Source organism: Massilia sp. (genome assembly GCF_046293535.1).
Classification (GTDB): domain Bacteria; phylum Pseudomonadota; class Gammaproteobacteria; order Burkholderiales; family Burkholderiaceae_D; genus Telluria.
This window is the reverse complement of record NZ_JBKBOV010000036.1, coordinates 1-24,892: the sequence shown is the minus strand read 5'-3', so window position 1 is coordinate 24,892 and position 24,892 is coordinate 1. Positions and strand designations below refer to the sequence as shown.

Genomic DNA, 24,892 nt, shown 5'->3' with positions numbered 1-24,892 from the left:
AATACGAACATGAAACACAGCATCTTCTCCCTGCTGCTCCTGCTGGCGTCGGCCGGCGCTTCCGCCGGCGTGATCGGCTTCGACGATCTGCCGGGCGACGAAAGCGCGCCGATCGCCAACGGCTACCAGGGCTTCGACTGGGACACCCTGGGCGCGATCCGGGCGGATGCCTATCCCGGCAGCGGCTACGCCGCCGGCACGGTCTCGTTCGCGAATACCGCCTTCAACCGCGACGGCGGCATCGCGGCGGTGTCGAAGGCAGGCGGATTCGACTTCGTCGGCGCCTTTTTCACTTCCGCCTGGCTCGAGCAGGAACTCGCCTTCGACGGCTGGCGCGACGGCCGCCTGGTCTATTCGACCGCCGTGTCCTATGTGATCGATACGGCCACGCCCTTGTGGATCGGGCTCGGATGGCAGGACATCGATACGCTCGTCATCTACAACAGCAGCGGCACGCAATGGGCCATGGATGACTTCACCGTGCCGGAACCGGCTTCGCTCGCCCTGTTCGGCACGGCCCTGGGCGGGCTGGCACTGTCGCGCAAGCGCAGAAGGAAGGTCCTGGGCACGGAAAACATCCCCGCCTGAACCGGCGCACACGTACAAAAAAAATGCCCGCTTCGAAGAGCGGGCAAAGTCCAAAACTAGGGATGTCCTGAAAGAGACGCTTCCACTATAAGCGGCGCACGAGGCCGCTTCCGTACGCTGGCTCACACAGACCGTCGCACCGTCGCCGCGACCTGGCGCGGCAAAAAAAAACCCGCTCCGGTTGGGGAGCGGGTGAAGTCCAAAACTAGGGATGTCCTGAAAGAGACGCTTCCACTTTAGGGCTTCGCCTCGATCCGCTCCGTGCGCTGATTCACTTACGCGAGCAGATTGTCGGCATGTCTACACGATACGTGCGGTATCGCGCCGTGCTACCGGCGCATCGGCTGCTTGCCAGGCCAGCAGCCGATGCCGGATGCTCCGGGTTCGCCACTTCCGGCCCAAGCCTTTTGCACGAGAACCCATGCATCCACCACGCCGCCGCTTCCTCGCCCAGGCCATGGCCGGGGCCGGCCTGCTGGCCCTGTCGCCGCCCCAGGTCCTGGCCGCCCCAGGAATCGCCATTCCCAACGTCACCGGGCTGTACCCGGTGGAAGTCGCCCGCGTCGCCGCGCCCCGCAGCACCGAGGAGGTCGCGCAGGCCGTGCGCGCCTGGCCCGGCAGGATCGCGGTCGGCGGCGGCCGCTACAGCATGGGCGGCCAGGTCGCCATCACCGGCGGCCTGCACCTCGACATGCGCGCCATGAACCGGCTGGTCCGGCTCGATGCGGACGCACGCGTGGCCCGGGTCCAGGCGGGCATGCGCTGGCGCGACCTGCAGGATGCCCTCGACCCGCTGGACCTGGCCGTGCACACCATGCAAAGCTTTTCGAATTTCACCGTGGGCGGCGCCGTATCGGTCAATGCCCATGGGCGCTACGTCGGCAATGGGCCGGTGGTGAACTCGGTACGCGCCCTGCAGCTGGTGCTGGCCGACGGCACGGTGGTGGAAGCGACGCGCACCCGCAACGCCGGATTGTTCGCCGCCGCCGCCGGCGGCTATGGCGCGGTAGGCATCATCACCGAAGTCGAGCTCGACCTGGCGCAGAATACCCGCATCGAGCGCAGCGTCGAATCGGTGGCGCTCGATGACTACCCTGCCTGGTTCGGGCGCCTGCACGGGGCCGGCGACTGCATTTTCCACAACGCCGACCTGCTGCCGCCGATGTTCGATGCGCCGGTGGCCGTGTCCTGGCGCAGGACCGACAAGGCTCTGACCGAGACGGCCCGGCTGGTCCCGCGCGGCCAGTCCTACGGCCTCGAGCAGAATGCATTGTTCGCCATGACCGAACTGCCGCGCGGCGATTTGATCCGCAGCAAACTGATTCACCCGCTGCTGCTGGCCCGCCCCAGCGTGAAGTGGCGCAACCACGAAGCCAGCCTCGACGTGGCGGAACTGGAGCCGCGCACGCGCCTGGTCTCGACCTATGTGCTGCAAGAATATTTCATCCCGGTGCGGCACTTCGCCGCCTATGCGCGCGCCATGGCGGCAACCATCCGCCAGCACGAGGCCCAGGTCCTGAATGTGTCGGTGCGCCATTCGCCGGCCGACGCCAGCTCCCTGCTGCCCTGGGCAAAAGAAGAGGTGTTTTCCTTCGTGGTGTACTACAAGCAGCGTACCCATGCCGCGGCACGGCGCCGGGCGGCCGAGTGGACGCGCGCGATGATCGACACCGCGCTTGCCTTCGGCGGACGCTACTACCTGCCCTACCAGCTGCATGCCACCCGCGCCCAGTTCGACCGCGCCTATCCCGAGGCTGAAGCCTTGCGCGCGATCAAACGCAGCGTCGATCCCGACGGCCGCTTCACCAACGAAATGTGGGCCAAATACCTGTAGCGGCAAAAAAAAACCCGCTCCGGTTGGGGAGCGGGTGAAGTCCAAAACTAGGGATGTCCTGAAAGAGACAGGTCCACTATAGGGAGCGCCTCTGCGGCCTTCCGTGCGTTACCGCACATAAACTGCCTAATTGTCACACCGGCTTGATCTAGATGTAAAAAATGCCGCCGAGGCAAGGCCTGGGCGGCATTTTTGGGGAGAAAGCGTGCGTTTACACCACGGCGCCGTCGGTTTCGTCCTTCTCCTTGACCGGCTTGACCAGGTCTTCGCGCTTGATGCCGAGCCACATCGCCAGTGCCGCCGCAACGAACACCGAGGAATAAATGCCGAAGCAGATGCCGATGGTCAGCGCGATGGCGAAGTTGTGCAGCGCGTGGCCGCCGAACAGCAGCATCGACAGGACCATGATCTGGGTCGAGCCGTGGGTGATGATGGTACGCGAAATGGTGCTGGTAATCGCGTGGTCGATCACTTCCGTCACGCTCATCTTGCGCTGCTTGCGGAACATCTCGCGGATTCGGTCGAAGATGACGACCGATTCGTTGACCGAGTAGCCCAGCACCGCCAGGATCGCCGCCAGCACCGTCAGCGAGAACTCCAGCTCGAAGAAGGCGAAGAAGCCCAGGATGATGACCACGTCGTGCAGGTTGGCGATGATCGCCGAGACCGCGAACTTCCACTCGAAGCGGACCGACAGGTAGATGACCACGCCGATCACCACCATGATCAGCGCGTTCAGGCCGTTCTGCGCCAGCTCTTCGCCGACCGCCGGGCCGACGAACTCGACGCGCTGCAGGCTGATCAATTCCTTGTTGTCCGCGGTCACGCAGGCGGTGCGGTTGACCTGCTCGCCCTTGTCGGTCGTGACCTGGGCGACCGTCGGCTTGCCCTGCTCCGAAGCGCAGATCGCGTTGAAGACGCGGCCCGAGGTGCCGGCCTGGTCCTGGCCTTCGACGATCGGCAGGCGCAGCAGGACGCTCTGGGCGGTGCCGAAGCTGGTCACCTCGGGCGCTTCATAGCCGATGCCGCGCAGCGTGCCGCGGATCTTTTCCTGGTCCGCGGCATGCGGGTAGTGCAGCTCCATCACGGTACCGCCGGTGAACTCGACCGACCAGTGCAGGCCCTTGGTCACCAGGAAGAACACGGCTGCCAGGAAAGTCACCACCGAGATCACATTGAGGATCATGGCGTGACGCATGAACGGGATATCCCGTTTAATCTTGAAAAATTCCATGTTTAGTCCTGCGCTCCCTGAGTCGCGTTTTGCTTGTTAGGCGTAAAACCTTCTTTCCAGACCGTGCCGATCGAGATGTGCGTCAGTTTCTTCTTGCGGCCATACCAGAGGTTGATCAGGCCACGGGACAGGAACACGGCCGAGAACATCGAGGTCAGGATGCCCAGGCAGTGCACCACGGCGAAGCCGCGCACCGGACCGGAACCGAAGATCAGGAGCGCCAGGCCGACGATCAGGGCGGTGACGTTGGAGTCGAAAATCGTGTCCCAGGCGTGCTTGTAGCCGGCATTGATCGCCACCTGCGGCGTGGCGCCCGCGCGCAACTCCTCGCGGATGCGCTCGTTGACCAGCACGTTGGAGTCGATCGCCATGCCGAGCGTGAGCGCGATTGCGGCAATACCCGGCAAGGTCAATGTGACCTGCAGCATCGACAGCAAGGCCAGCAGGAGCAGCACGTTGGCCGCCAGCGCGATCGCGCTGACCGTACCCACCAGGTGGTAGTAGATGACCATGAAGACCGCGATCGCCACGAAGCCCCACAGGGTCGAATTCAGGCCGCGCTCGATGTTCTCGGCGCCCAGTTGCGGGCCGATCACGCGCTCCTCGATGAATTCCATCGGCGCCGACAGTGCGCCCGAGCGCAGCAGCAGCGCCAGCTCGTTGGCGTCTTCGATGCTGCCGATGCCGGTGATCTGGAAGGTCGAACCCAGTTCCTGGTTGATGACCGGGGCCGTCGGCACGCTGTACTGGCCTTTTTCCTTGAGCAGGACCGCCAGGCGCTTGCCGACGTTTTCGCGGGTGGCCAGGCGCATGCGGCGGCCGCCGTCGCCGTTCAGGTCGATCGAGACGGCCGGCTGCTGGTTCGAATCGAAGCTTGCGACGGCGCTCGAGATGTAGTCGCCGGTCAGGATGATGTCCTTGGATACCACCACCGGGGCGCCGCGGCCCTCGGTGAACAGTTCCGAGTTCAGCGGAATCGCGGCGGTCAGTTCGGTGCCCGGCGTCACGGTGTGGTCGACCATGCGCAGTTCCAGGGTGGCGGTGCGGCCGATGATGTCCTTGGCGCGCGCCACGTCCTGCACGCCCGGCAGCTGGACGATGATGCGGTCGGCGCCCTGCTGCTGGATCAGCGGTTCGGTGGTGCCCAGTTCGTTGATGCGCTTGGACAGGGTGGAGATGTTCTGCTTCACGCCTTCTTCGACAGTGCGGCGCACCGCTTCCGGCTTGAGGGAGACGACCAGTTTCAGCTCGGTGCCGTCGGCGGCATCGGTGAACAGCAGGTCTTGCGACTGCTTGGCCAGGGTATTGCGGGCGTCGGTGCGGGTGGCGGCCTCGCGGAAGCGCACTTCGATGCTGTTGCCGACGCGCTCGATGCCGGCGTGGCGGATGTTGGCGTCGCGCAGCTGGCTGCGCACGCTGGCCTGCAGGCCCTTCACCTTCGTGTCGAGCACGGCCTTGCTGTCGATCTGCAGCAGGAAGTGCACGCCGCCGCGCAGGTCCAGGCCCAGGTTCATGGGCTTGGCGCCGATGGCTTCCATCCAGGCCGGGGTATTCTTCGCCAGGTTGACGGTGACGATGTAGTCGGGATTTTCGCGGTCGCGATTCATGTCGCGCTCGAGCGCCAGCTTGGCCCTGAACTGGTCATCGGTGCTGGCAAAGCGCGCGCGTACCGCGGTGCTGTTGCCGGTGCCTTCCAGGGCGATGGCGGTAGCCGGAACACCATTGCGCTTGAGGGTATCTTCGACCAGGCCGACGGTGGCGCTGGTGATATTGACCGTCGTTTTACCGGTGGTAACCTGCAGTGCCGGCGATTCGCCGAAGTAGTTCGGCGCCGTGTACAGCGCGCCCAGCAGGAGCGCGACGGCGATCAATAGATATTTCCAGACGGGATAGCGATTCATAGTGTTCCAGCGTTCAATGTTGGGCACGATGCGGCCCCCGGGGGCCGCTGGTGGTGCTTGACTGGCCTTACAGTGCCTTCAGGGTGCCTTTCGGCAGCAGCGTCACCACTGCGTTCTTCTGGACCACGATCTCGGTGCCGGTGGCGATTTCCAGGGTCACGGTGGTGTCGGCCACCTTGACGACGCGGCCCAGGATGCCGCCGGCGGTCGCCACTTCGTCGCCCTTGGCCAGTGCGTCCATCATTGCTTTCAGCTCGCGCTGGCGTTTTTGCTGAGGACGGATCATGAGGAAATACATGACCACGAACATCAGGATCAGCGGCAGGAAGGTGGTCAGGCTACCCATCAGGCCAGGATCGGCTGCAGCCGTCGTTTGCGCGTACGCGTTGGAAATGAACACAAGGACTCCGATTGTGAGGATTAAAAAATAAGCGGTATATTCTAGCACCGGCGGTGGGGCCGGGGACAATCTGAGGGTATGTAGGTTTGCAATTCCCAATTGCAAGATATTGCTGGAAATTTAATTTCTGTAGGCGTGATCTGGTCCGGTGAACCAGATCACGCTGCGCCGTCCGCGCGGCCAACTCGGTGATGAGCAGCCACAGGGCATGCAGGATGTGAACGCGCGGTCGGCAGAGCCGCCCCCTACAAACTCAGTAGTAAGCGCCCGCTTACACCCCGCGTGAGCGGTCAGCCCGGAACTGGATCCGGAACTCATTGAACCTGTCCGCATCGATCGCATCGCGCATCTCCTGCATGATCTTCAGATAGAAGTGCAGGTTGTGGATGGTGTTCAGGCGCGCGCCCAGGATCTCGTTCGAGCGGTGCAGGTGGTGCAGATACGCCCGCGAGAAATTCTTGCAGCAATAGCAATCGCACGACTCGTCCAGCGGCGCCTCGTCATCCTTGTAGCGCGCGTTCTTGATCTTGACGTCGCCAAAGCGGGTGAACAGCCAGCCATTGCGCGCATTGCGGGTCGGCATGACGCAGTCGAACATGTCGACGCCATTGGCGACGCCTTCGACCAGGTCTTCCGGGGTGCCGACGCCCATCAGGTAGTGCGGCTTGTTTTCCGGCAGGCGCGGGCCGACGTGGGCCAGGATGCGCTGCATGTCTTCCTTCGGCTCGCCCACCGACAGGCCGCCGATCGCCAGGCCAGGAAAATTAATATCTTCCAGACCCGCCAGCGATTCGTCGCGCAGGTGCTCGTACATGCCGCCCTGGACGATGCCGAACAGCGCGTTCGGGTTCTCGCCGCGCTTGAATTCGTTCATCGAGCGCTGGGCCCAGCGCAACGACATGCGCATCGACTTGGCCGCCTCTTCGGCCGTCGCGGGTCTCCCATCTATTTCGTAGGGGGTGCACTCGTCGAACTGCATCACGATGTCCGAGTTCAGCGAGCGCTGGATCTGCATCGACACTTCAGGCGACAGGAACTGGCGCGAGCCGTCGATCGGCGAGGCGAACTTGACGCCCTCTTCCGTGATCTTGCGCATCGCGCCCAGCGAGAACACCTGAAATCCCCCCGAATCGGTCAGGATCGGGCCGTCCCAGCCCATGAACTTGTGCAGGCCGCCGAACTTGTCGAGCACCGCCGTGCCCGGGCGCAGCCACAGGTGGAAGGTGTTGCCCAGGATGATCTGCGAACCGACTTCCTTCAGCTCGACCGGCGACATCGCCTTGACCGAGCCGTAGGTCCCGACCGGCATGAAGATCGGGGTTTCGATGGTGCCGTGGTTGAGCGTCAAGCGGCCGCGGCGCGCGTGCGACAGGCCGCTGGTGTCTTTTTTAAGAAGGGTAAATTCGAGCATCGGTATGGTTTAACGTGAGGTCGTCGTCAGCAGCATGGCGTCGCCATAGCTGAAGAAGCGGTATTCGTTGGCGATCGCATGGGCATAGGCCTTGCGGATCTCGTGGTAGCCGGCAAAGGCCGACACCAGCATCATCAGGGTCGACTTGGGCAGGTGGAAGTTGGTGATCAGGCGGGTCACCGTCTTGAAGGCATAGCCCGGCGTGATGAACAGCGCCGTGTCGTCGCTGCCGCCCTTCAACTTGCCCGACTGCGAAGCCGATTCCAGCGCCCGCAAGGAGGTGGTGCCGACCGCCACCACGTCGCGTCCCGCCGCCTTGGCCGCGCGCACCGCATCCACCGTCTCTTGCGGGATCGTGTACCACTCGGAATGCATCTGGTGCGCCGACAGGTCCTCGACCCGCACCGGCTGGAAGGTGCCGGCGCCCACGTGCAGGGTCACGTACGCCAGCTTGATTCCTTTCTCGGCCAGGCGGTCCAGCAAAGGCTGGTCGAAGTGCAGGCCGGCGGTCGGCGCGGCCACCGCCCCGGGTTCCTTCGAATACACGGTCTGGTAGCGCTGCTCGTCGAACTCGTCGGCGTTGTGCTCGATGTAGGGCGGCAGCGGCAGGCGGCCGTGGGCCTCGATCAGCTCGAACACGTCGCCCTCGAAAATGAGGGTGAAGAACTCGCCGGCGCGCTCGCCGACCGTGACGTCGAAGGCGTCGGCCAGGCGGATGCGGTTGCCCGGCTTGGGCGACTTCGATGCGCGCACCTGCGCCAGCACCGTGCGGTTGTCCAGCACGCGCTCGACCAGCACTTCCACCTGGCCGCCGGTTTCCTTGACGCCGAAGAAGCGCGCCTTGAGCACGCGCGTATTGTTCATCACCAGGAGGTCGCCCGGCTGGAGCTGGTCGACGATGTCCGCGAAATGGCGGTCGGTGATCTGGTCGCCATCGAGCTGCAGCAGGCGCGAGGCGCTCCGGTCAGGCAGCGGATGCTGCGCGATCCGCTCTGGCGGCAGGTCGAAATCGAAATCGGAAAGCGAGTACATTGTTGTCAATTCTGGGAAAATGGATGCTGACAGCCTTACAATAGAGGCTGCAATGCGTGCGGCGAACCCTCTATTTTACGCCAGCATCTGCCTGAATGCCGCAATATGCCCGCCCCAAAAACCACATCCGCCCCGAAAACCCTCGAATCCAGGCTGGCCCGGCTGGGCCTGCGCACCGACATGGACCTGGTGCTGCACCTGCCCATGCGCTACGAGGACGAGACCAAGGTCGTCTCCATCCGCGAAGCCAGCATGCGCGGCCTGCAGACCTGGCAGGTCGAAGGGGTCGTGCTCAGGAACGAAATCACGTACAAGCCGCGGCGCCAGCTGCTGGTACAGATCTCCGACGACACGGGCGAGCTGCAGCTGCGCTTCATGAATTTCTACGGCAGCCAGGTCAAGCAATTGTCCGAAGGCGTGAGGGTGCGCGCCCGGGGCGAACTGAAACACGGCTTCTTCGGGGCCGAGATGGTGCACCCCACCTACAAGGTGATCAACGAGGGCGCGCCCCTGCCTACCTCGCTCACGCCGGTGTATCCGGCCGGCGAGGGCCTGTCGCAGACGGTGCTGCGGCGCGCCATCGCCGACGCCATGAAGCGGGTCGACTGGCGCGACACCCTGCCCAACGCCTTCCTCTCGCGCCTGCAGCTGTGGGATTTCGAGCCCTCGGTGCGCCTGCTGCACTACCCGCCGGCGGACGTGGACGAATACGCGCTCACCGAGCGCAGCCACCCGGCCTGGACCCGCATGAAATTCGACGAGCTGCTGGCCCAGCAGCTGTCGCTGAAACGGGCACAGCGCGCGCGCCGCGAGAAAGGCGCGCCGCAGCTGCTGGCGGTCGGAGAACTGTCCGCGTCCTTCCTGACCGCCCTGCCCTTCGAGCTCACCGGTGCGCAGCAGCGCGTGGTGCGGGAGATCGGCGCCGACCTGCGCGAGGCGTATCCGATGCAGCGCCTGCTGCAGGGCGACGTCGGCAGCGGCAAGACCGTGGTGTCGGCGCTGGCCGCCGCCCAGGCGATCGACAGCGGCTACCAGGCGGCGCTGATGGCGCCCACCGAGATCCTGGCCGAGCAGCACTTCCGCAAGATCGCGGCCTGGATGGAGCCGCTCGGCGTGAAGGTGGCCTGGCTGACCGGCAGCCTGAAGAAAAAGGAAAAGGACGCGGCCAAGGAGCTGATCGAATCCGGCGAAGCCAAGCTGGTGATCGGCACCCACGCCCTGATCCAGGACACGGTGCAGTTCGCGCGCCTGGGCCTCGTCATCGTCGACGAGCAGCACCGCTTCGGCGTCGGCCAGCGCCTGACGCTACGCAACAAGGGCAGCGACGGCCTGGTGCCGCACCAGCTCATGATGTCGGCCACGCCGATCCCGCGCACCCTGGCCATGACCTATTACGCCGACCTCGAGGTCTCGGTGATCGACGAGCTGCCGCCGGGGCGCAGCCCGATCGTCACGCGCGCCATCGACCAGAACCGGCGCGACGAGGTGATCGAGCGCGTCCACGCCGCCGCGCAGGAGGGGCGCCAGGTGTACTGGGTCTGCCCGCTGATCGAGGAATCCGAGGTGCTGCAGCTGCAGACCGCGACCGAGACCTACGAGACCCTGGCCGAAGCCCTGCCCGACTTGCAGGTGGGCCTGGTGCACGGTCGCCTGAAACCGGCGGAAAAACAGGTGATCATGGACGCCTTCATTGCAGGCGACATCCACGTGCTGGTGGCGACCACCGTGATCGAGGTCGGCGTCGACGTGCCGAACGCCTCCTTGATGGTGATCGAGCACGCCGAGCGCTTCGGCCTGTCGCAGCTGCACCAGCTGCGCGGCCGCGTGGGCCGGGGCTCGGCCGCGAGCGTGTGCCTGCTTCTCTACCAGAGCCCGCTGGGCCAGGTGGCCAAGCAGCGCCTGATGACGATGCGCGAGACCACCGACGGCTTCGAGATCGCGCGGCGCGACCTGGAAATCCGCGGCCCCGGCGAATTCCTGGGCGCGCGCCAGTCGGGCGAGGCGATGCTGCGCTTCGCCGACCTGGAGACCGACCAGTGGATCGTGGACAAGGCGCGCGACGTGGCGCAGTACCTGCTGGACAACGGCGAGCGGCCCGAATACATGGCGGTCGTCGATGCCCACCTGACGCGCTGGCTGGGCGGGCGCGAGGAATTCCTCAAGGTCTAGGGATCAGCGCAAGCCGTGACAATCCGATAGACATCGGGCCACCGAACCGGGCTATCGTGGCGGCTTGCCCACCACCCACGTACGGCCATGCCCATTCTCGGACTCGGACTTCACCTGATCGTCGCCGTCTTCTTCGCCGTCCATGCCGTGCGCACCGGGCGGCAGTTGTACTGGCTGCTGATCCTGTTCGCCTTCCCCCTGCTCGGCAGCCTGGTCTACTTCGCGGCCGTCTTCCTGCCGCATTCGCGCCTGGAGCGCCGGGCCAGGACGGCCGGGCACGCACTGCAGAAGAAGCTCGACCCGGGCCGCGCCGTGCGCGAAGCCCGGCAAGCCTTCGACCTGACCCCGACAGCGCACAACCAGATGCGCCTGGCCAGTGCGCTGCTCGAAGCGGGACAGGCCGCGGAAGCGGCGGCGCAATTCGACGCCTGCCTGCAGGGGCCGTTCGCCAATGACGCCGAGGTGATCCTGGGAGCGGCGCGTGCGAAAGCGGCGAACGGTGAGCTCGACGCGGCAATCGGCCTCCTGGCGCCGCTGCAGGCAAAACAGCCGGGCTACCGGCCCGAGGAAGTCGGACTGGCGCTGGGCCGCGCCTATGCCGCCACCGGACGGCAGGCAGAAGCCGGCGCCCAGTTCTCAGCGCTTGTGGAACGCTTCGGTAGCATCGAGGCGCGGGTGGAACTGGCGCTGTGGGCGCTTGCCAACCGCGACGAGGCGGTGGCGCAGCGCGAGCTGAAGGAGATCGAGCACGCGCGCCGGCATATGAGCAAGTACACGCTGGACTTGCACCGCGAGCTGCTGCACAGGCTGGATGCCGCGCGTTCCTGAAGCAGGATTGCGTATCAGGCAGCCTTCCGGCTAGAACCCTGCACGAGGCGGACGGTCCAAGCCTGGCCTCCCTGATCGTGAACTTCCAGTGACGGGTACGCCCGCAGCATCTCGATCAGCTTCGGATAACCGTACTGCTTCGACTTGAACCCCGGCACAACCTTGTCGAGATGGTTGCCCAAGGCACCCAAGTGCACCCTGCCGCCTGGGGCCCCTGGCGATAACTGAGCGATGGCGTCGATGACGAAATTGGGGTGCTTTTTCGCCACAGAAGACGCTGTCGTAATCGCCGGCACTGGTGCAGGGGACGCAGGCAGGGAATGCGGCGCCGGCGAAGCCGCTTCTGCCGGGACGAATCTGAAAAAGCGGTCACAGGCGCCGCGCAGCGCACCCGGCGTCTTGGCCTCGCCGACAACATGCACGGCAGCGCCGCGTTCGCGCAGCTTGTGACAAAGGTGCACGAAGTCAGAGTCGCTGGTCACGACAAGAAAACAGTCGACACGGCCGTCCAGCAAAGCTTCCAGCGCATCCAGCGCCAACGCGATATCGGCCGTGTTCTTGCCGGTCGCATACTGTAATTGGAGGTAGGGGGCGAAGCCCATCGGCAGGAGCGACTCCTTCCACCGATTGGCCAGGGTGGTGTGGTTGCCATACGCCCGCTTGAGCACCACGCGCCCGCATTCAGCGGCACACTGCATGGCGTAATCGAGTACGGAGGGGTTCGCGTTATCGCAATCGATCAGGACCGCGACGCGTTGATCAGTATGCAAACTCGGCTCTCCCAGTGGAAGGCAAGGACAGTTACATCAGGTACTGATGGCGTTGGTAAAGGTCAGCCGGTTCCCGAACGGGTCCTTCACCGACATGTCGCGCGAGCCCCAGGGCGTGTCGTCGATGTCCGGCCGGGCGTAGCCGTACTGTTTCGCCGACAGCTCCGCGTGCAGGGCATCGATGTCGTCGACCTCGATGCGCATCGCGGCGCCAGGGCAGCAATCACCGTGGTGTTCGCTCAGGTGCAGCACGCAGCCGTCGCGCGAGACCTGCAGGTAGAGCGGCAGGCCGGGCTCGAAGCGGTGCTCCCAGTCGACCTGGAAACCGAGGAAGCTCACGTAGAACTCGCGGGCTTTCGCTTCGTCGAAGATGCGCAGGATGGGTGCGATGGCGCGCAGCATCTCAGTCGACCCTGGTCAGCTCGACGCCATCGACCGTCATCTTCCACTTTCCGCCCTCGCGCTGCGGCGGCTTGCTGACCACGAAAGTGGTGCGCACGAAGGCGACGCCGGCCTCGAAGCTGTTCCCTTTGAAGCCCTTCAGGTCGATGCTCAGGTTGACCTGGTCGTTCGGCCTGCCGCGCTTGTATTCGACCTTGCCTTCCTTCGACAGCGACAGCTGCATGTCCTTGCCCTGCCAGTTGCCGACGTAGTCCATTTTATCTAGCGGTACCGGATCGGCCCAGGCCGCGCTATTGGACAGCAGGCCGGCGGCCAGGACGAGGGATGCAAGCTTGCGCATGGAGGGACTCCGCTGGAATGGTGGTCAATACCGCTCCAGTATTCGCGCAGCGCTCCGGCTTGTCAATTCAGGCCGCATGCACGGGCCGCAGGCTCCTGCGGTCGCTCTCGTAAGCCAGGCCGACCTGGCGCCGGATCTCGTCCATCACGCCCATCAGCGCCAGCGTCTCTTCGAGCCTCATGCCCGGGCTCTCCGGCAAGCCTGCGTTGAAGCAGCGTTGCGCCTCGATCACTTCGTGCACGTAGCCGTTGCCGAGGTAAGGCGTATCGACCGTGCGTGTGCTGCCGTCCTCGAGGCTGACGGTGACGCTCGTCGCGCGGTGGAACATGGTGTTCATGCGCACATGGCCGCGCGCGCCCGACACCGTCAGCTCACAGGGCGTGCGCGCCTGGAAGGAGCAGCTGCACACCGACAGGCCGCCGCCCTCGTGCCGCAAGGTGAAGCCGGTCTGCACGTCGACGCCGGTGTCTCCGAGCATGGCCTGGGCCTTGATCTCGGCAACCGGGCCGAGCAGCGCGGTGGCGATCGACAGCGGATAGATGCCCAGGTCGAGCAGCGCGCCGCCGCCGAGTTCCGGATTGTAGAGGCGGTGTTCGGGGCCGGCATCCGGGGCGATGCCGAAGTCCGCCACCACCTGGCGCACCGCGCCGATCTCGCCCGAGGCGATGATGCGCCGCACTTCGTCGAAGGCCGGCAAGTAGCGCGTCCACATGGCTTCCATCAGGAACAGGCGGCGCGAGCGCGCCAGCGTGACCACCTGCTCGGCTTCGCGCAGGTTCATGGCGAAGGGTTTTTCGACCAGCACGCCCTTGCCGGCGCGCAGCGCCATCAGGGCGTTGTCGGCGTGCCGGGGATGCGGGGTGGCGACGTAGACCAGGTCGATGCCGGAAGCGTCAAGCAGCTCCTGGTAGCTGCCATAGGCCGCGGCATTGCCGCCGAATTCCTGCACGAAGGCCTGGGCCTTGTCGAGGCTGCGCGAGGCAACCGCCGCCAGCACGGCGTCCGGCACATCTTTCAACGCATTGGCGAAGGCGCGCGCGATCTTGCCCGTGCCGAGGATGCCCCAGCATACTGCGTTTGCCATCGTATTCCTTTCAGGTCGTCCGCCGTTTTGGACGGAAGACGGTCGTGTCGAGATAAAAGTCGCGGTCCTGCCCGGGCCACCAGCCGGGCACGCCGAGCACCGGCAGCGGCGTGAAGCCGGCGGTCGTCAAGCCGTCGCGCGCCAGCTCGTCCGCCACGTGGGCGTCGAGCCAGGCACGCTGGTCGCCAGGGGCCAGCGCCAGCACATCGTCGCTGGCGAAGACGACGCGCGTATGGGCGGTGATCGCCTTGCGCGGCGCCACCAGCTTTTCCATCAGCGCGTGGCCAAACAGCCAGATTCGCACATCGCTTGCAAAGACAGCGCGCTTGTCATGAAGGGCGGACAGCCAGCCGTGGGCCCGCAGTTCGTCCACCAGCGCCCGTCCGCACCTTCCCTCGCGCACCATCAGCAGCGCGGCGTTCTCGTCGAAAATGGTGGCGGCATCGCGCGCCGGCCCGCGCGACTTGCCGATGCCGGCCTGGGCGATCTGGGCGGCCTGCAGGGCGTTCAACTGGCGCTTGATGAGCGGGAAGGTCTGCCACACCAGGCCATTGAAGAAGTCGTGCAGGTTGTCGCGGGTCGGGACCTGGCCGGTGGCGCCGATGAATTCCTCGTAGGCAGTCCCCTCCGGCAGCGCGGACTGCGGCACGAAGCGCAGCGGCAGTCCGGCGTGGTTGCGCAGGCCGAGCCGTGCCGCGTTGCGGTTGAAGGCGTCGAGGAAGTCGTCGCCGTCCAGACCCAGGCGCGCGACTTCCAGCCAGGCCGGCCGCACCGCGTCATACCACGGGCGCGACCAGTCGATCTGCGACAGCATGCAGGCTTACACCATCTTCCAGTGGATGGTCTCGCCGGCGTTGAGCGGCACCAGCGAATGTTCGCCGAAGGGCACGGTGTCCGGCAGGGTCCAGGACTCGCGCTTGAGCGTGATCGTCCCTTCGTTGACCGGCAGGCCGTAGAAGGCCGGGCCGTTCAGGCTGGCGAAGGCTTCGAGCTTGTCGAGCGCGCCGGCCTGGGCGAAGGCTTCGGTGTACATCTCCATCGCGTGCAGCGCGGTGTAGCAGCCGGCGCAGCCGCAGGCGGCGTACTTGGTGTGCACCGCGTGCGGCGCGGAGTCGGTGCCGAGGAAGAAGCGCTCGTCGCCGCTGGTGGCGGCCGTGACCAGCGCCAGGCGGTGTTCCTCGCGCTTGAGCACCGGCAGGCAGTAGTAGTGCGGGCGGATGCCGCCGCGGAAGATCTCGTTGCGGTTGTACAGCAGGTGGTGGGCGGTGATAGTCGCCGCGATCGGCCCTTCGGCCTCGGCCACGTACTGGGCCGCTTCCTTGGTGGTGATGTGCTCGAACACCACCTTCAGGACCGGCATGGCGCTGCGCAGCGGGCGCATGACGCGCTCGATGAACACGGCTTCGCGGTCGAACAGGTCGATCTCGTTGTCGGTCACTTCGCCGTGCACCAGGAGCGGCATGCCGACTTCCTGCATGACTTCCAGCGTTTTGTAGCACTTCTTCAGGTCGGTGACGCCGGCATCGGAATTGGTGGTGGCGCCGGCCGGATACAGCTTGACCGCGTGGACGAAGCCGGAATCCTGGGCGCGGCGGATCTCGTCCGGATCGGTGTTGTCGGTCAGGTACAGCGTCATCAGCGGCTCGAACCGGGGCGCCGGCCGGGCCATGTCCTCAGGCAGCGCCGCCAGGATGCGCTCGCGGTAGGCGGCAGCCATGGCGGTGGTGGTGACCGGCGGCTTCAGGTTAGGCATCACGATCGCACGCGCGAACTGGCGCGCGCTGTGCGGCAGCACGCTGGACAAGGCCGCGCCGTCGCGCAGGTGCAGGTGCCAGTCGTCGGGGCGGGTGATGGTGATGGTGTCAGGGGTGTCGATGGGGGACATGGCAGCTCTCGGATTGCGCGGGTTCAGATCGCGACATTTTACCCGCAGCGCCGCCCGGACAGCGCGCCGGGGCCAGTGATTAACTAATGAATAATACGGGCCAGGAACTCGCGCGCCCGCTCGGAGCGCGGGGCGGCGAAGAAATCGTCGGCCGGGGTGTCCTCGACGATGCTGCCTTGGTCCATGAAGACGATCCGGTCCGCCACCTTGCGCGCGAAGCCCATCTCGTGGGTCACCACCATCATGGTCATGCCCTCCTGCGCCAGGCCCACCATCACGTCGAGCACCTCGCCGATCATCTCCGGGTCGAGCGCGGAAGTGGGCTCGTCGAACAGCATCGCCACCGGGTCCATCGCCAGGGCGCGCGCGATCGCCACGCGCTGCTGCTGGCCGCCCGAGAGCTGGCCCGGGTACTTGTCCTTGTGGGCCAGCAGGCCGACCCGGTCGAGGTATGCCAGGCCGCGCGCCAGCGCTTCGTCCTTGCTGCGGCCCAGCACCTTGACCTGGGCCAGTGTCAGATTCTCGCGTACCGACAGGTGCGGGAACAGCTCGAAGTTCTGGAACACCATGCCGATGCGGGCGCGCAGTTGCGACAGCTTCGTCTTGGGGTCGCCCACCGAGATCCCGTCTACCCGCACGATTCCCTCCTGGAAGGGCTCCAGCCCGTTGACAGTCTTGATCAGGGTGGATTTGCCCGAGCCGGAGGGTCCGCACACCACCACCACGTCGCCGCGCTCCACCCGGGTGCTGCATGCGCGCAGCACCTGGAAGTTGCCATACCACTTGCTGACGTTCTCGATTTCGATCATCTGTTGTACTCGTGTAAGCGTGCTTGACAGCATTTCTAGCCACAAGGATACTTCGGAACTTGCCTTACCCACCAGAACGAATCACCGTTCTCCTACGATAAAAATACCCAACAATTCGCCTTGCGACAGTGCCATCCCTGCCGCGGGTTATGCACAGGTCCACGAGACAGGAAGCATTATGGATAAAAAGAACCGCCTGACAACCTACATCCTGGTCGGCCTCGTGCTCGGGATCGTCGTCGGCTACGTGGCCAACACCAGCTTCGAGGACCCGGCCGGCTTCGCCGAGACGATGTCGCTGATCACGACCATGTTCCTCCGCCTGATCAAGATGATCATCGCGCCGCTGGTGTTCTCGACCCTGGTGGTCGGCATCGCCAAGATGGGCGACGCCAAGGAAGTGGGCCGCATCGGCGCCAAGGCGCTGGGCTGGTTCGTGATCGCTTCGGTCATCTCGCTGTCGCTGGGCCTGATCCTGGTGAACCTGTTCCGTCCGGGCGACGCGATGGCCCTGTCGGGCGCCGTGCCGCCGATCGGCGCCTCGTCGGGCATCACGACCTCCAGCCTGTCCATGAAGGACTTCATCACCCACCTGATCCCGACCTCGATCTTCGACGGCATGGCCAAGAACGAGATCCTGCAGATCGTGGTGTTCTCGGTCTTCTTCGGCACCGCGGCCGCCGCCGTGGGCGCGCGCGCCACCCCGCTGATCGACGCGGTGGACGGCATCGCCCACATCATGCTGAAGGTCACCGGCTACGTCATGAACTTCGCGCCGATCGCCGTGTTCGCGGCGGTGGCCGGCGTGGTTGCCAAGAGCGGCCTGGGCGTGCTGTCGACCTACGGCATCTTCATGGCCGAGTTCTACCTCGGCATCATCCTGCTGTGGGTGGTGCTGATCCTGATCGGCGGGATCTTCCTCGGCCGCCGCGTGCTGCGCCTGATCTCCGAACTGAAGGAGCCGACCATCCTGGCCTACACCTGCGCCTCGTCGGAAGCGGCCTTCCCGAAGACCCTGGAGGGCCTGGAGCGCTTCGGCGTCAAGAACCGCCTGGCCGCCTTCGTGCTGCCGATCGGCTACTCGTTCAACCTCGACGGCTCGATGATGTACTGCACCTTCGCGGCGGTGTTCATCGCCCAGGCCTACGGCATCGAACTCGACCTGGCGACCCAGCTGACCATGATGCTGGTCCTGATGCTGACCTCGAAGGGCATGGCCGGCGTGCCGCGCGCCTCGCTGGTCGTCATCGCCGCCACCCTGGCCCAGTTCAACATTCCGGAAGCCGGCCTGCTGCTCCTGCTGGGCATCGACCACTTCCTGGACATGGCCCGCTCGGCCACCAACGTGATCGGCAACGGCATCGCCACCGCCGTGGTCGCGAAGTGGGAAGGCGACCTGTCGGATCCGAACAAGGATCCGGCCATCTCGCCGCTGCGCTAAAGCAGCGCGAATCATCTTCAGTACCGAAGGCCTTCCAGCGATGGAGGGCCTTTTTTCCATCACTACCTATAACAACATGAGGAGCGAGACATGAAACAACTGACCATGGCAAGCCTGCTGCTGGGCGCGTTCGGCAGCGCCCACGCCGCCACCCAGACCATCGACTGCGGCCGCCTGCTCGACGTCAAGAGCGGCACCTGGCGCGAGCGCGTCAGCATCGTGGTCGAGAACGGCGTCGTGAAGTCCGTCGGCCCGATGACCCAGGCGGCAGGGAACGTCGACCTGTCGCGCCATAGCTGCCTGCCGGGCCTGATCGACATGCACGTGCACCTGACCAGCGAGACCGCGCCGGTGGTCGATGCCTACCGCGACCGCCTCACCGCCGACCCGCAGGACATGGCTTTCCGTTCGGTGAAATACGCCCACCGCACCCTGATGGCCGGCTTCACCACGGTGCGCGACCTCGGCGCGGCCGACGGCCTGAACGTCTCGCTCAAGCGCGCCATCGCGGCCGGCGAGATCCCGGGCCCGCGCATGTTCACCGCCGGCAAGTCGATCGCCACCACCGGCGGCCATGCCGACCCGACCAACAACCTGTCGCACTTCCTGAGCGAGAAACTCGGCGCTCCCGGTCCCGAGAAGGGCGTGATCGACAGCCCGGAAGAAGGCCGCCAGGCCGTGCGCCAACGCTACAAGGAAGGCGCGGACCTGATCAAGATCACCGCCACCGGCGGCGTGCTGAGCCAGGCCGCCAACGGCCAGAACTCGCAGTACACCGAGGACGAGCTGAAGGCCATCGTCAGCACCGCCAAGGACTACGGTTTCCGCGTCGCGGCCCACGCGCACGGCGCCGAGGGCATGAAGCGCGCACTGCGCGCCGGCGTCGACTCGATCGAGCACGGCACCCTGATGGACGACGAGACCGTCGCCCTGTTCAAGAAGACCGGCCACTGGTACGTGCCGACCATCTCGGCAGGCCGCTACGTGGCGGACAAGGCCAAGATTCCGGACTACTATTCTGCCCTGGTGCGCCCGAAGGCGGCCGCGATCGGCCCGCAGCTGCAGGCCACCTTCGCACGCGCCCACAAGGCCGGCGTGAAGATCGCCTTCGGCACCGATGCCGGCGTGTTCCCGCATGGCGAGAACGCGAAGGAATTCGGCTACATGGTCGAGGCGGGCATGTCGCCTGCCGAGGCAATTCGTTCGGCGACCCTGCATGCGGCCGCCCTGCTCGACCAGGGCAACCGCCTGGGTTCGGTCGAACCGGGATTTGCCGCGGACATCATCGCGGTCGAGGGCGATCCGCTGCGCGACGTGAAGGTGCTCGAGCAGGTCAAGTTCGTGATGAAGGACGGCGTCGTCTACAAGAAGCCGTAAGCAGTTTTATCGAAGGAGAAGTACATGCTGTTCCAGAAGTCCAGCCGTGCATGCGCGGCGCTGTTCGCCTTCCTGTTCCTGCTCGCCTCGGCGGCCCAGGCGCAGGCAAACAGGCTGCCCAACGTGACCATCCTCGCTACCGGCGGCACCATCGCCGGCACCGGCGCCAGCAGCACCACCACGGTCGGCTACACCGCCGCCACCGTGGGCGTGCAGGCGCTGATCCAGGCGGTCCCGGAAATCACCAGGGTCGCCAACGTCAGCGGCGAGCAGGTGTTCCAGATCGCCAGCGAAAACATGGGCAACGAGCACTGGCTGGTCCTGGCCAAGCGTGTCAACGCCCTGCTGGCACAGCCGAACGTGGACGGCATCGTCATCACGCACGGCACCGACACGCTGGAAGAGACGGCCTACTTCCTGAACCTGGTCGTGAAAAGCAAGAAGCCGGTGGTGGTGGTCGGGTCGATGCGCCCGTCCACCGCCCTGTCGGCGGACGGCCCGATCAACCTGTACAACGCGGTCAACCTGGCCGGCTCGCCAAGCGCGGCGGGCAAGGGCGTGCTGGTGGCGATGAACGACCAGATCCACGCGGCGCGCGACGTCACCAAGGCCAACACCACCACCGCCGACACCTTCCGTGCGGCCGAGCTGGGCATGATCGGCTACATCCAGGGCGGCAAGCCTTTCTTCTACCGTGAGGTCACGCGCAAGCACACCACGGAGACCGAGTTCGACGTGTCGAAGCTGGATGCGCTGCCGCAGGTGGACGTGGCCTACGCGTATGCCAACGTGGGCGACGTGGCGGTGAAGGCGCTGGTGGCCGCCGGCGCCAAGGGCCTGGTGCACGCGGGCGTGGGCAATGGCAGCCTGCCGGCTAGAACGAAGCCGGCCTTGACCGCTGCGCGTGAGAAGGGTGTGGTGATCGTGCGTTCCTCGCGTGTGGGCCAGGGCATCGTGGCGCGCAATGGCGAGGCGAATGACGACCAGCTGGACTTCGTGGTGGCGGACACGCTGAGCCCGCAGAAGGCGCGCATCCTCCTGATGCTGGCGCTGACCAGGACCAGCAATACCAAGGACATTCAGCGGATGTTCTATACCTACTGATCTTGTAGTACTACCAGCCTCAAGACCGTCGTCCCGGCGAAGGCCGGGACCCAAGTTGCATGCGCAGCGGTACTGCATGCGTCCTCACTATGCGAAGGAATCGGATCCCGGCCTGCGCCGGGATGACGTTCTGAGGCTAGCGATGAAAGAAGCTGCGGCGCACCGCAACTTCTACTTCGCAATCTCCAGCGGCGGCGACGCCAGCTCCTCATCCGGCCGCGCCAGCTGCCGTTCCCACATCTGCGCATACAGGCCGCGCGCCGCCAGCAGCGACCCGTGCGTGCCGCGCTCCACGATGCGCCCGTGGTCCAGCACGATGATCTGCTGCGCATCCGCGATGGTCGACAGCCGGTGCGCGATCACCAGGGTCGTGCGGTCCTTCGCGATCTCCTTTAATTGCGCCTGGATCGCCTGCTCCGACTTCGAGTCCAGGGCGGAGGTCGCCTCGTCGAAGATCAGGATCGCCGGGTTCTTCAGCAAGGTGCGCGCGATCGCCACGCGCTGCTTCTCGCCGCCCGACAGTTTCAGGCCGCGCTCGCCCACGGTGGTCCTGTAGCCGTCCGGCAGGCTTTCGATGAAGTCGTGGATCGAGGCGGCCCGCGCAGCCGCCACGATGTCCGCGTGCGAGGCGCCCGGCCGGCCATAGGCGATGTTGTACTCGATGCTGTCGTTGAACAGCACCGTGTCCTGCGGCACGATGCCGATCGATGCGCGCAGCGATTGCTGGGTGATGTTGCGCAGGTCCTGGCCGTCGATGCGGATCGCGCCGCCGTTCACGTCGTAGAAGCGGAACAGCAGGCGCGACAGGGTCGACTTGCCGGAGCCGCTGTGTCCCACCACCGCGGTCGTGGTCCCGGCCGGAATCGTGAAGTCGACGTCGAACAGGATCTGGCGCTTGGCTTCGTAGCTGAACTCCACGTGCGAGAACTCGACCCTGGCGCCCTGCGTCACCAGCGGCTGGGCGCCCGGGCTGTCGGCCACTTCACGGTTCTGGTCGAGCAGCGAGAACAGGCGCTCCATGTCGGCCAGGCTCTGCTTGATCTCGCGGTAGATCACGCCCAGGAAGTTCAGCGGGATGTACAGCTGGATCATGAAGGAGTTCACCAGCACCAGGTCGCCCAGGGTCATGGTGCCGGCGATCACGCCTTCGGTGGCGCGCCACAGGATCAGGGTGACGGCGGTGGCGATGATCAGGGACTGGCCCGTGTTCAGGAAAGAAAGCGAGGTCTGGGAACGCACCGCGGCGTTCTCGAAGCTCTGCAGACCCTGGTCGTAGCGCTTCGCTTCGTATTCCTCGTTGCCGAAGTACTTCACCGTTTCATAGTTGAGCAGCGAATCGATGGCCTTGGTATTGGCCTTGGAATCGAGCTCGTTCATGGTGCGGCGAAAGTGCGTGCGCCACTCGGTGACGATCACCGTGAAGGCGATGTAGCTGACCAGCGCCACGCCGGTGATGACGGTGAACCAGATGTCGTAGTTCAGCACCAGGTAGCCGAGCACCAGCGTGATCTCCACCAGCGTCGGCAGCACGTTGAACAGCGAGTAGGAGATCAGAGAGTTGACGCCGCGCGTTCCGCGCTCGATGTCGCGCGTCATGCCGCCGGTCTGGCGGTTCAGGTGGAAGCGCAGCGACAGCGCGTGCAGGTGGCGGAACACCTTCAGGGCGATGGTCCGCACCGCCCGCTGCGTTACGCGCGCGAACAGGAATTCGCGCAGCTCGGTGAACAGCGTGGTGGACAGGCGCAGCAGGCCATAGGCGACCAGCGCGCCGAGCGGCAGCACCAGCAGCGCGTGCGGATCCTTCGGGTCGATGGCAAGCTGGTCGATCAGCTGCTTGAGCACCAGCGGCACGCCGACGTTGGCCATCTTGGCGCCCACCAGCGCGGCGAGCGCCGCCAGCACGCGCCATTTGTAGACCCACAGATAGGGGAACAGGGTGCGCAAGGTAGCCCAGTCGTTGCGGGGCACGCCCTTGGCGTCGGGCGGCAGAGGTAGGTTACTGGCGGGAGTGCGTCGCATGGCAGGGCTGGGGGATTTATGGTTCAATTCGGGACGATTGTAGCTTTTACCGAGAAATCAAGATGACCACGCCACAAAATGCCGCCGCTCCACGAACCCGCCTGCCTGAAGGCAAGATGCCCGAACTGCGCGTGATGCCCGCGCCGTCCGACGCCAACGTGTATGGGGACGTGTTCGGCGGCTGGATCATGGCCCAGGTCGACGTCGCCGGCTCGCTGCCGGCCACCCGCCGCGCGAACGGACGCGTGGCCACCATCGCCGTGAACTCCTTCCTGTTCAAGCAGCCGGTGTTCGTGGGCGACCTGCTGTCCTTCTATGCCGAGATCGTCAAGGTCGGCAATACCTCGATCACCGTCTGCGTCGAGGTCTATGCCGAGCGCAACCGCCTGCAGGCGGACGTCGTGAAAGTGACCGAAGCGCAGCTGACCTATGTCGCTACCGGCCCCGACCGCAAGCCGCGCCAGCTGCCGCCGCTCGACTCGCTGATCAGCCACGACTGATGTCCTCCGGGCGCCGGCTGTTCCTGCTCGACGCGGCGCGGCTCTCGGCCGCGCTGTCCGCCGCCAGCCTGAGCGCCTGCGCCTCGTCCGCGAAAGGTCCCTCCCCGTTCAGCCTGGGCGTCGCCTCGGGCTCGCCGCTGCCCGATTCCGTCATCCTGTGGACGCGCATCCTGAGCGACCCGCTCAAGCCTGACGCTACGCCGCCGCTGGCGATGACGCTGCGCTGGGAAGTCGCGCACGACGAGGGCTTCCGCAGCATCGCCGCCAAAGGCACGGCGGTGGCCACGCCGGAGCTGGCCCACAGCGTGCACGTCGACGTGAAGGGCCTGGCGCCGGGCCGCTGGTACTGGTACCGCTTCATGCTGGGCGACGCCGTCAGCCCGGTCGGACGCACCCGCACCGCGCCCGCGCGCGACGAGATGCCTGGCCAGCTCAAGCTGGCGGTGGCCTCCTGCCAGCACTGGGAGTTCGGCAGCTATGCCGCGCACCGCCACATCGCGGCGAGCAGTCCCGACCTGGTCGCCTTCCTGGGCGACTACATCTACGAGTGGGGACCGTACCAGCTGCGCCACCCCGCGCGCGCAGTGCGCAGCGACGAGTCGTTCACGCTGTCGGACTACCGTCGGCGCTATGCGCAGTATAAAAGTGATCCGGACCTGCAGGCCGCGCATGCGGCGGCGCCCTGGATCGTGACCTGGGACGACCACGAGGTGGCCAACGACTACGCCGGCCTGCGCGACGAGCGGCTGGCGCAGGACTTCGCCAGCCGCCGCGCCGCGGCCTACCAGGCCTTCTACGAACACATGCCGCTGCGCCTGCCCGCCGTGCGGCGCGACGGCTTCGCGCAGGTCGAGCTGTTCCAGCGCGTCGACTGGGGCCGGCTGGCGCGCTTCCACGTGCTCGACGACCGCCAGTACCGCTCGCCGCAGGCCTGCACCAAGTCGGATACCCGCGGCGGCTCGAACGCCGTGTTCGCACGCGCCTGCGCGGCCCTGCGCGACCCGCGCCGCACCATGCTGGGCGCGCAGCAGGAAGCCTGGCTGGAGCAAGGCCTGGCTACCTCGCGCGCGCGATGGAACATCCTGGCGCAGCAGACCCTGATGGCGCAGTCGAGCAGCGCGCCGGTGCGCAAACCGGAAGACGGGCGCTTCTGGACCGACGGCTGGGACGGCTACCCGGCGGCCCGGCGGCGCCTGCTGGACACGATCGTCAGGCAGGGCGCGCACAATCCGCTGGTGCTGGGTGGCGACGTGCACACCTTCTATGCGACCTCGCTGCGGCCGGATTTCTCGAAGCCGGTGTCGAAGCAGAACGCGGTGGTGGCGACGGAATTCGTGGGAACCTCGGTGACCTCCAGTTCGCGCTCGCAGGAACGCACGCTGGCCCACATGGAGAACAATCCGCACATGCTGTACGGGCGCAGCGACAAGCGGGGCTACATGCTGCTCGAGGTGACGCCGAAGCACACGGTGGCGCACTTCATGGGGCTGGACGACGTGCGGGATGCAAAATCGGCCATCGCGGAACTGGCTGCGTTCCGCGTGGCAGATGGGGTGGCGGGCGCGGAGCGGGTGGGCTAGCGGCTGCAATACGGAACTTGGGTCCCGGCGCAGGCCCACTGCTGTCCGGGATAATCGCTAACTCTACATTAATAGGGGTTTAGGGAAACGGCGGCGGTGTAAGCGTATCCAACAAGCAAACTTTAAGCACCTAACTCGTCGTACGCGCCACTGGCGCCTACGACTTCCGGCGAGAGCGCAAGAC

22 protein-coding genes are annotated in these 24,892 nt (G+C 65.8%); 9 read left to right on the top strand and 13 right to left on the bottom strand.

The features are described from left to right. Positions 1 to 9 precede the first annotated feature (9 nt). Positions 10 to 588: a PEP-CTERM sorting domain-containing protein gene (locus ACK4S9_RS17435; protein ID WP_409728182.1), complete on the top strand. Its 579-nt coding sequence runs from the start codon at positions 10 to 12 to the stop codon at positions 586 to 588. A gap of 421 nt (positions 589 to 1,009) precedes the next feature. After that, positions 1,010 to 2,422: an FAD-binding protein gene (locus tag ACK4S9_RS17430; RefSeq protein WP_409728179.1), complete on the top strand. Its 1,413-nt coding sequence runs from the start codon at positions 1,010 to 1,012 to the stop codon at positions 2,420 to 2,422. 211 nt (positions 2,423 to 2,633) lie between these two features. Here the strand turns inward: ACK4S9_RS17430 and secF are convergent, their stop codons facing one another. From secF to queA, 5 genes are all read right to left on the bottom strand, one after another. After that, positions 2,634 to 3,656 (bottom strand): protein translocase subunit SecF, encoded by a 1,023-nt coding sequence (gene secF / locus ACK4S9_RS17425; RefSeq protein WP_409728175.1) that lies wholly within the window; start codon positions 3,654 to 3,656, stop codon positions 2,634 to 2,636. 2 nt (positions 3,657 to 3,658) lie between these two features. Then, positions 3,659 to 5,557 (bottom strand): protein translocase subunit SecD, encoded by a 1,899-nt coding sequence (secD, locus tag ACK4S9_RS17420; RefSeq protein ID WP_409728172.1) that lies wholly within the window; start codon positions 5,555 to 5,557, stop codon positions 3,659 to 3,661. 67 nt (positions 5,558 to 5,624) lie between these two features. After that, the gene (yajC, locus tag ACK4S9_RS17415; RefSeq protein ID WP_409728169.1) at positions 5,625 to 5,957 is read right to left on the bottom strand and encodes a preprotein translocase subunit YajC; all 333 of its coding nucleotides are present in this window, start codon (positions 5,955 to 5,957) and stop codon (positions 5,625 to 5,627) included. A 271-nt stretch (positions 5,958 to 6,228) separates the two neighbouring features. Further along, positions 6,229 to 7,368, bottom strand: coding sequence for a tRNA guanosine(34) transglycosylase Tgt (tgt, locus tag ACK4S9_RS17410; protein ID WP_409728166.1), 1,140 nt, complete (start codon positions 7,366 to 7,368; stop codon positions 6,229 to 6,231). 9 nt (positions 7,369 to 7,377) lie between these two features. Beyond that, positions 7,378 to 8,400: a tRNA preQ1(34) S-adenosylmethionine ribosyltransferase-isomerase QueA gene (gene queA, locus ACK4S9_RS17405; protein ID WP_409728163.1), complete on the bottom strand. Its 1,023-nt coding sequence runs from the start codon at positions 8,398 to 8,400 to the stop codon at positions 7,378 to 7,380. A gap of 105 nt (positions 8,401 to 8,505) precedes the next feature. On the opposite strand from queA, the gene recG reads away from it, so the two are divergent. Next, positions 8,506 to 10,569 carry an ATP-dependent DNA helicase RecG gene (recG, locus tag ACK4S9_RS17400; RefSeq protein WP_409728160.1) on the top strand — a complete coding sequence of 688 codons (2,064 nt, stop codon included), beginning with the start codon at positions 8,506 to 8,508 and terminating at the stop codon, positions 10,567 to 10,569. An 87-nt stretch (positions 10,570 to 10,656) separates the two neighbouring features. Beyond that, entirely contained in the window at positions 10,657 to 11,397 is a 741-nt protein-coding gene (locus tag ACK4S9_RS17395; RefSeq protein WP_409728157.1) for a tetratricopeptide repeat protein, read from the top strand. A gap of 14 nt (positions 11,398 to 11,411) precedes the next feature. Here the strand turns inward: ACK4S9_RS17395 and ACK4S9_RS17390 are convergent, their stop codons facing one another. The 7 genes from ACK4S9_RS17390 to ACK4S9_RS17360 all read right to left on the bottom strand — a co-directional run bounded on the left by ACK4S9_RS17390 (position 11,412) and on the right by ACK4S9_RS17360 (position 16,687). Further along, complete coding sequence (locus ACK4S9_RS17390; RefSeq protein ID WP_409728154.1) at positions 11,412 to 12,167, bottom strand: NYN domain-containing protein; 756 nt, start codon at positions 12,165 to 12,167, stop codon at positions 11,412 to 11,414. 36 nt (positions 12,168 to 12,203) lie between these two features. After that, a complete protein-coding gene (locus ACK4S9_RS17385; protein ID WP_409728151.1) occupies positions 12,204 to 12,569 on the bottom strand; it encodes a glyoxalase superfamily protein in 366 nt (121 codons plus the stop codon). Between the two features lies 1 nt (position 12,570). Further along, entirely contained in the window at positions 12,571 to 12,909 is a 339-nt protein-coding gene (locus tag ACK4S9_RS17380; protein ID WP_409728148.1) for a hypothetical protein, read from the bottom strand. 67 nt (positions 12,910 to 12,976) lie between these two features. Continuing rightward, positions 12,977 to 13,993, bottom strand: coding sequence for a Gfo/Idh/MocA family protein (locus tag ACK4S9_RS17375; RefSeq protein ID WP_409728145.1), 1,017 nt, complete (start codon positions 13,991 to 13,993; stop codon positions 12,977 to 12,979). A gap of 10 nt (positions 13,994 to 14,003) precedes the next feature. Next, a complete protein-coding gene (locus ACK4S9_RS17370; RefSeq protein ID WP_409728142.1) occupies positions 14,004 to 14,807 on the bottom strand; it encodes a DUF3025 domain-containing protein in 804 nt (267 codons plus the stop codon). Between the two features lie 6 nt (positions 14,808 to 14,813). Then, a complete protein-coding gene (gene pyrC / locus ACK4S9_RS17365; protein WP_409728139.1) occupies positions 14,814 to 15,878 on the bottom strand; it encodes a dihydroorotase in 1,065 nt (354 codons plus the stop codon). Between the two features lie 83 nt (positions 15,879 to 15,961). Further along, complete coding sequence (locus ACK4S9_RS17360) at positions 15,962 to 16,687, bottom strand: amino acid ABC transporter ATP-binding protein (RefSeq protein WP_409728136.1); 726 nt, start codon at positions 16,685 to 16,687, stop codon at positions 15,962 to 15,964. A 178-nt stretch (positions 16,688 to 16,865) separates the two neighbouring features. Between ACK4S9_RS17360 and ACK4S9_RS17355 the strand changes: the two genes are divergently transcribed. The 3 genes from ACK4S9_RS17355 to ACK4S9_RS17345 all read left to right on the top strand — a co-directional run bounded on the left by ACK4S9_RS17355 (position 16,866) and on the right by ACK4S9_RS17345 (position 20,609). After that, positions 16,866 to 18,128, top strand: a complete 1,263-nt coding sequence (locus tag ACK4S9_RS17355; protein WP_409728133.1) for a dicarboxylate/amino acid:cation symporter — start codon at positions 16,866 to 16,868, stop codon at positions 18,126 to 18,128. Between the two features lie 90 nt (positions 18,129 to 18,218). Beyond that, positions 18,219 to 19,505 carry an amidohydrolase family protein gene (locus ACK4S9_RS17350; RefSeq protein ID WP_409728130.1) on the top strand — a complete coding sequence of 429 codons (1,287 nt, stop codon included), beginning with the start codon at positions 18,219 to 18,221 and terminating at the stop codon, positions 19,503 to 19,505. 24 nt (positions 19,506 to 19,529) lie between these two features. Next, positions 19,530 to 20,609: a type II asparaginase gene (locus ACK4S9_RS17345; RefSeq protein ID WP_409728126.1), complete on the top strand. Its 1,080-nt coding sequence runs from the start codon at positions 19,530 to 19,532 to the stop codon at positions 20,607 to 20,609. A 171-nt stretch (positions 20,610 to 20,780) separates the two neighbouring features. Here ACK4S9_RS17345 and ACK4S9_RS17340 read toward each other — a convergent pair whose 3' ends face one another. After that, positions 20,781 to 22,628, bottom strand: coding sequence for an ABCB family ABC transporter ATP-binding protein/permease (locus ACK4S9_RS17340; RefSeq protein WP_409728123.1), 1,848 nt, complete (start codon positions 22,626 to 22,628; stop codon positions 20,781 to 20,783). A 62-nt stretch (positions 22,629 to 22,690) separates the two neighbouring features. Between ACK4S9_RS17340 and ACK4S9_RS17335 the strand changes: the two genes are divergently transcribed. Further along, positions 22,691 to 23,128: an acyl-CoA thioesterase gene (locus ACK4S9_RS17335; RefSeq protein WP_209587055.1), complete on the top strand. Its 438-nt coding sequence runs from the start codon at positions 22,691 to 22,693 to the stop codon at positions 23,126 to 23,128. Beyond that, positions 23,128 to 24,708: an alkaline phosphatase D family protein gene (locus ACK4S9_RS17330; RefSeq protein WP_409728120.1), complete on the top strand. Its 1,581-nt coding sequence runs from the start codon at positions 23,128 to 23,130 to the stop codon at positions 24,706 to 24,708. Before ACK4S9_RS17335 ends, ACK4S9_RS17330 begins: the two co-directional genes overlap by 1 nt. The last annotated feature ends 184 nt before the right edge of the window (positions 24,709 to 24,892 follow it).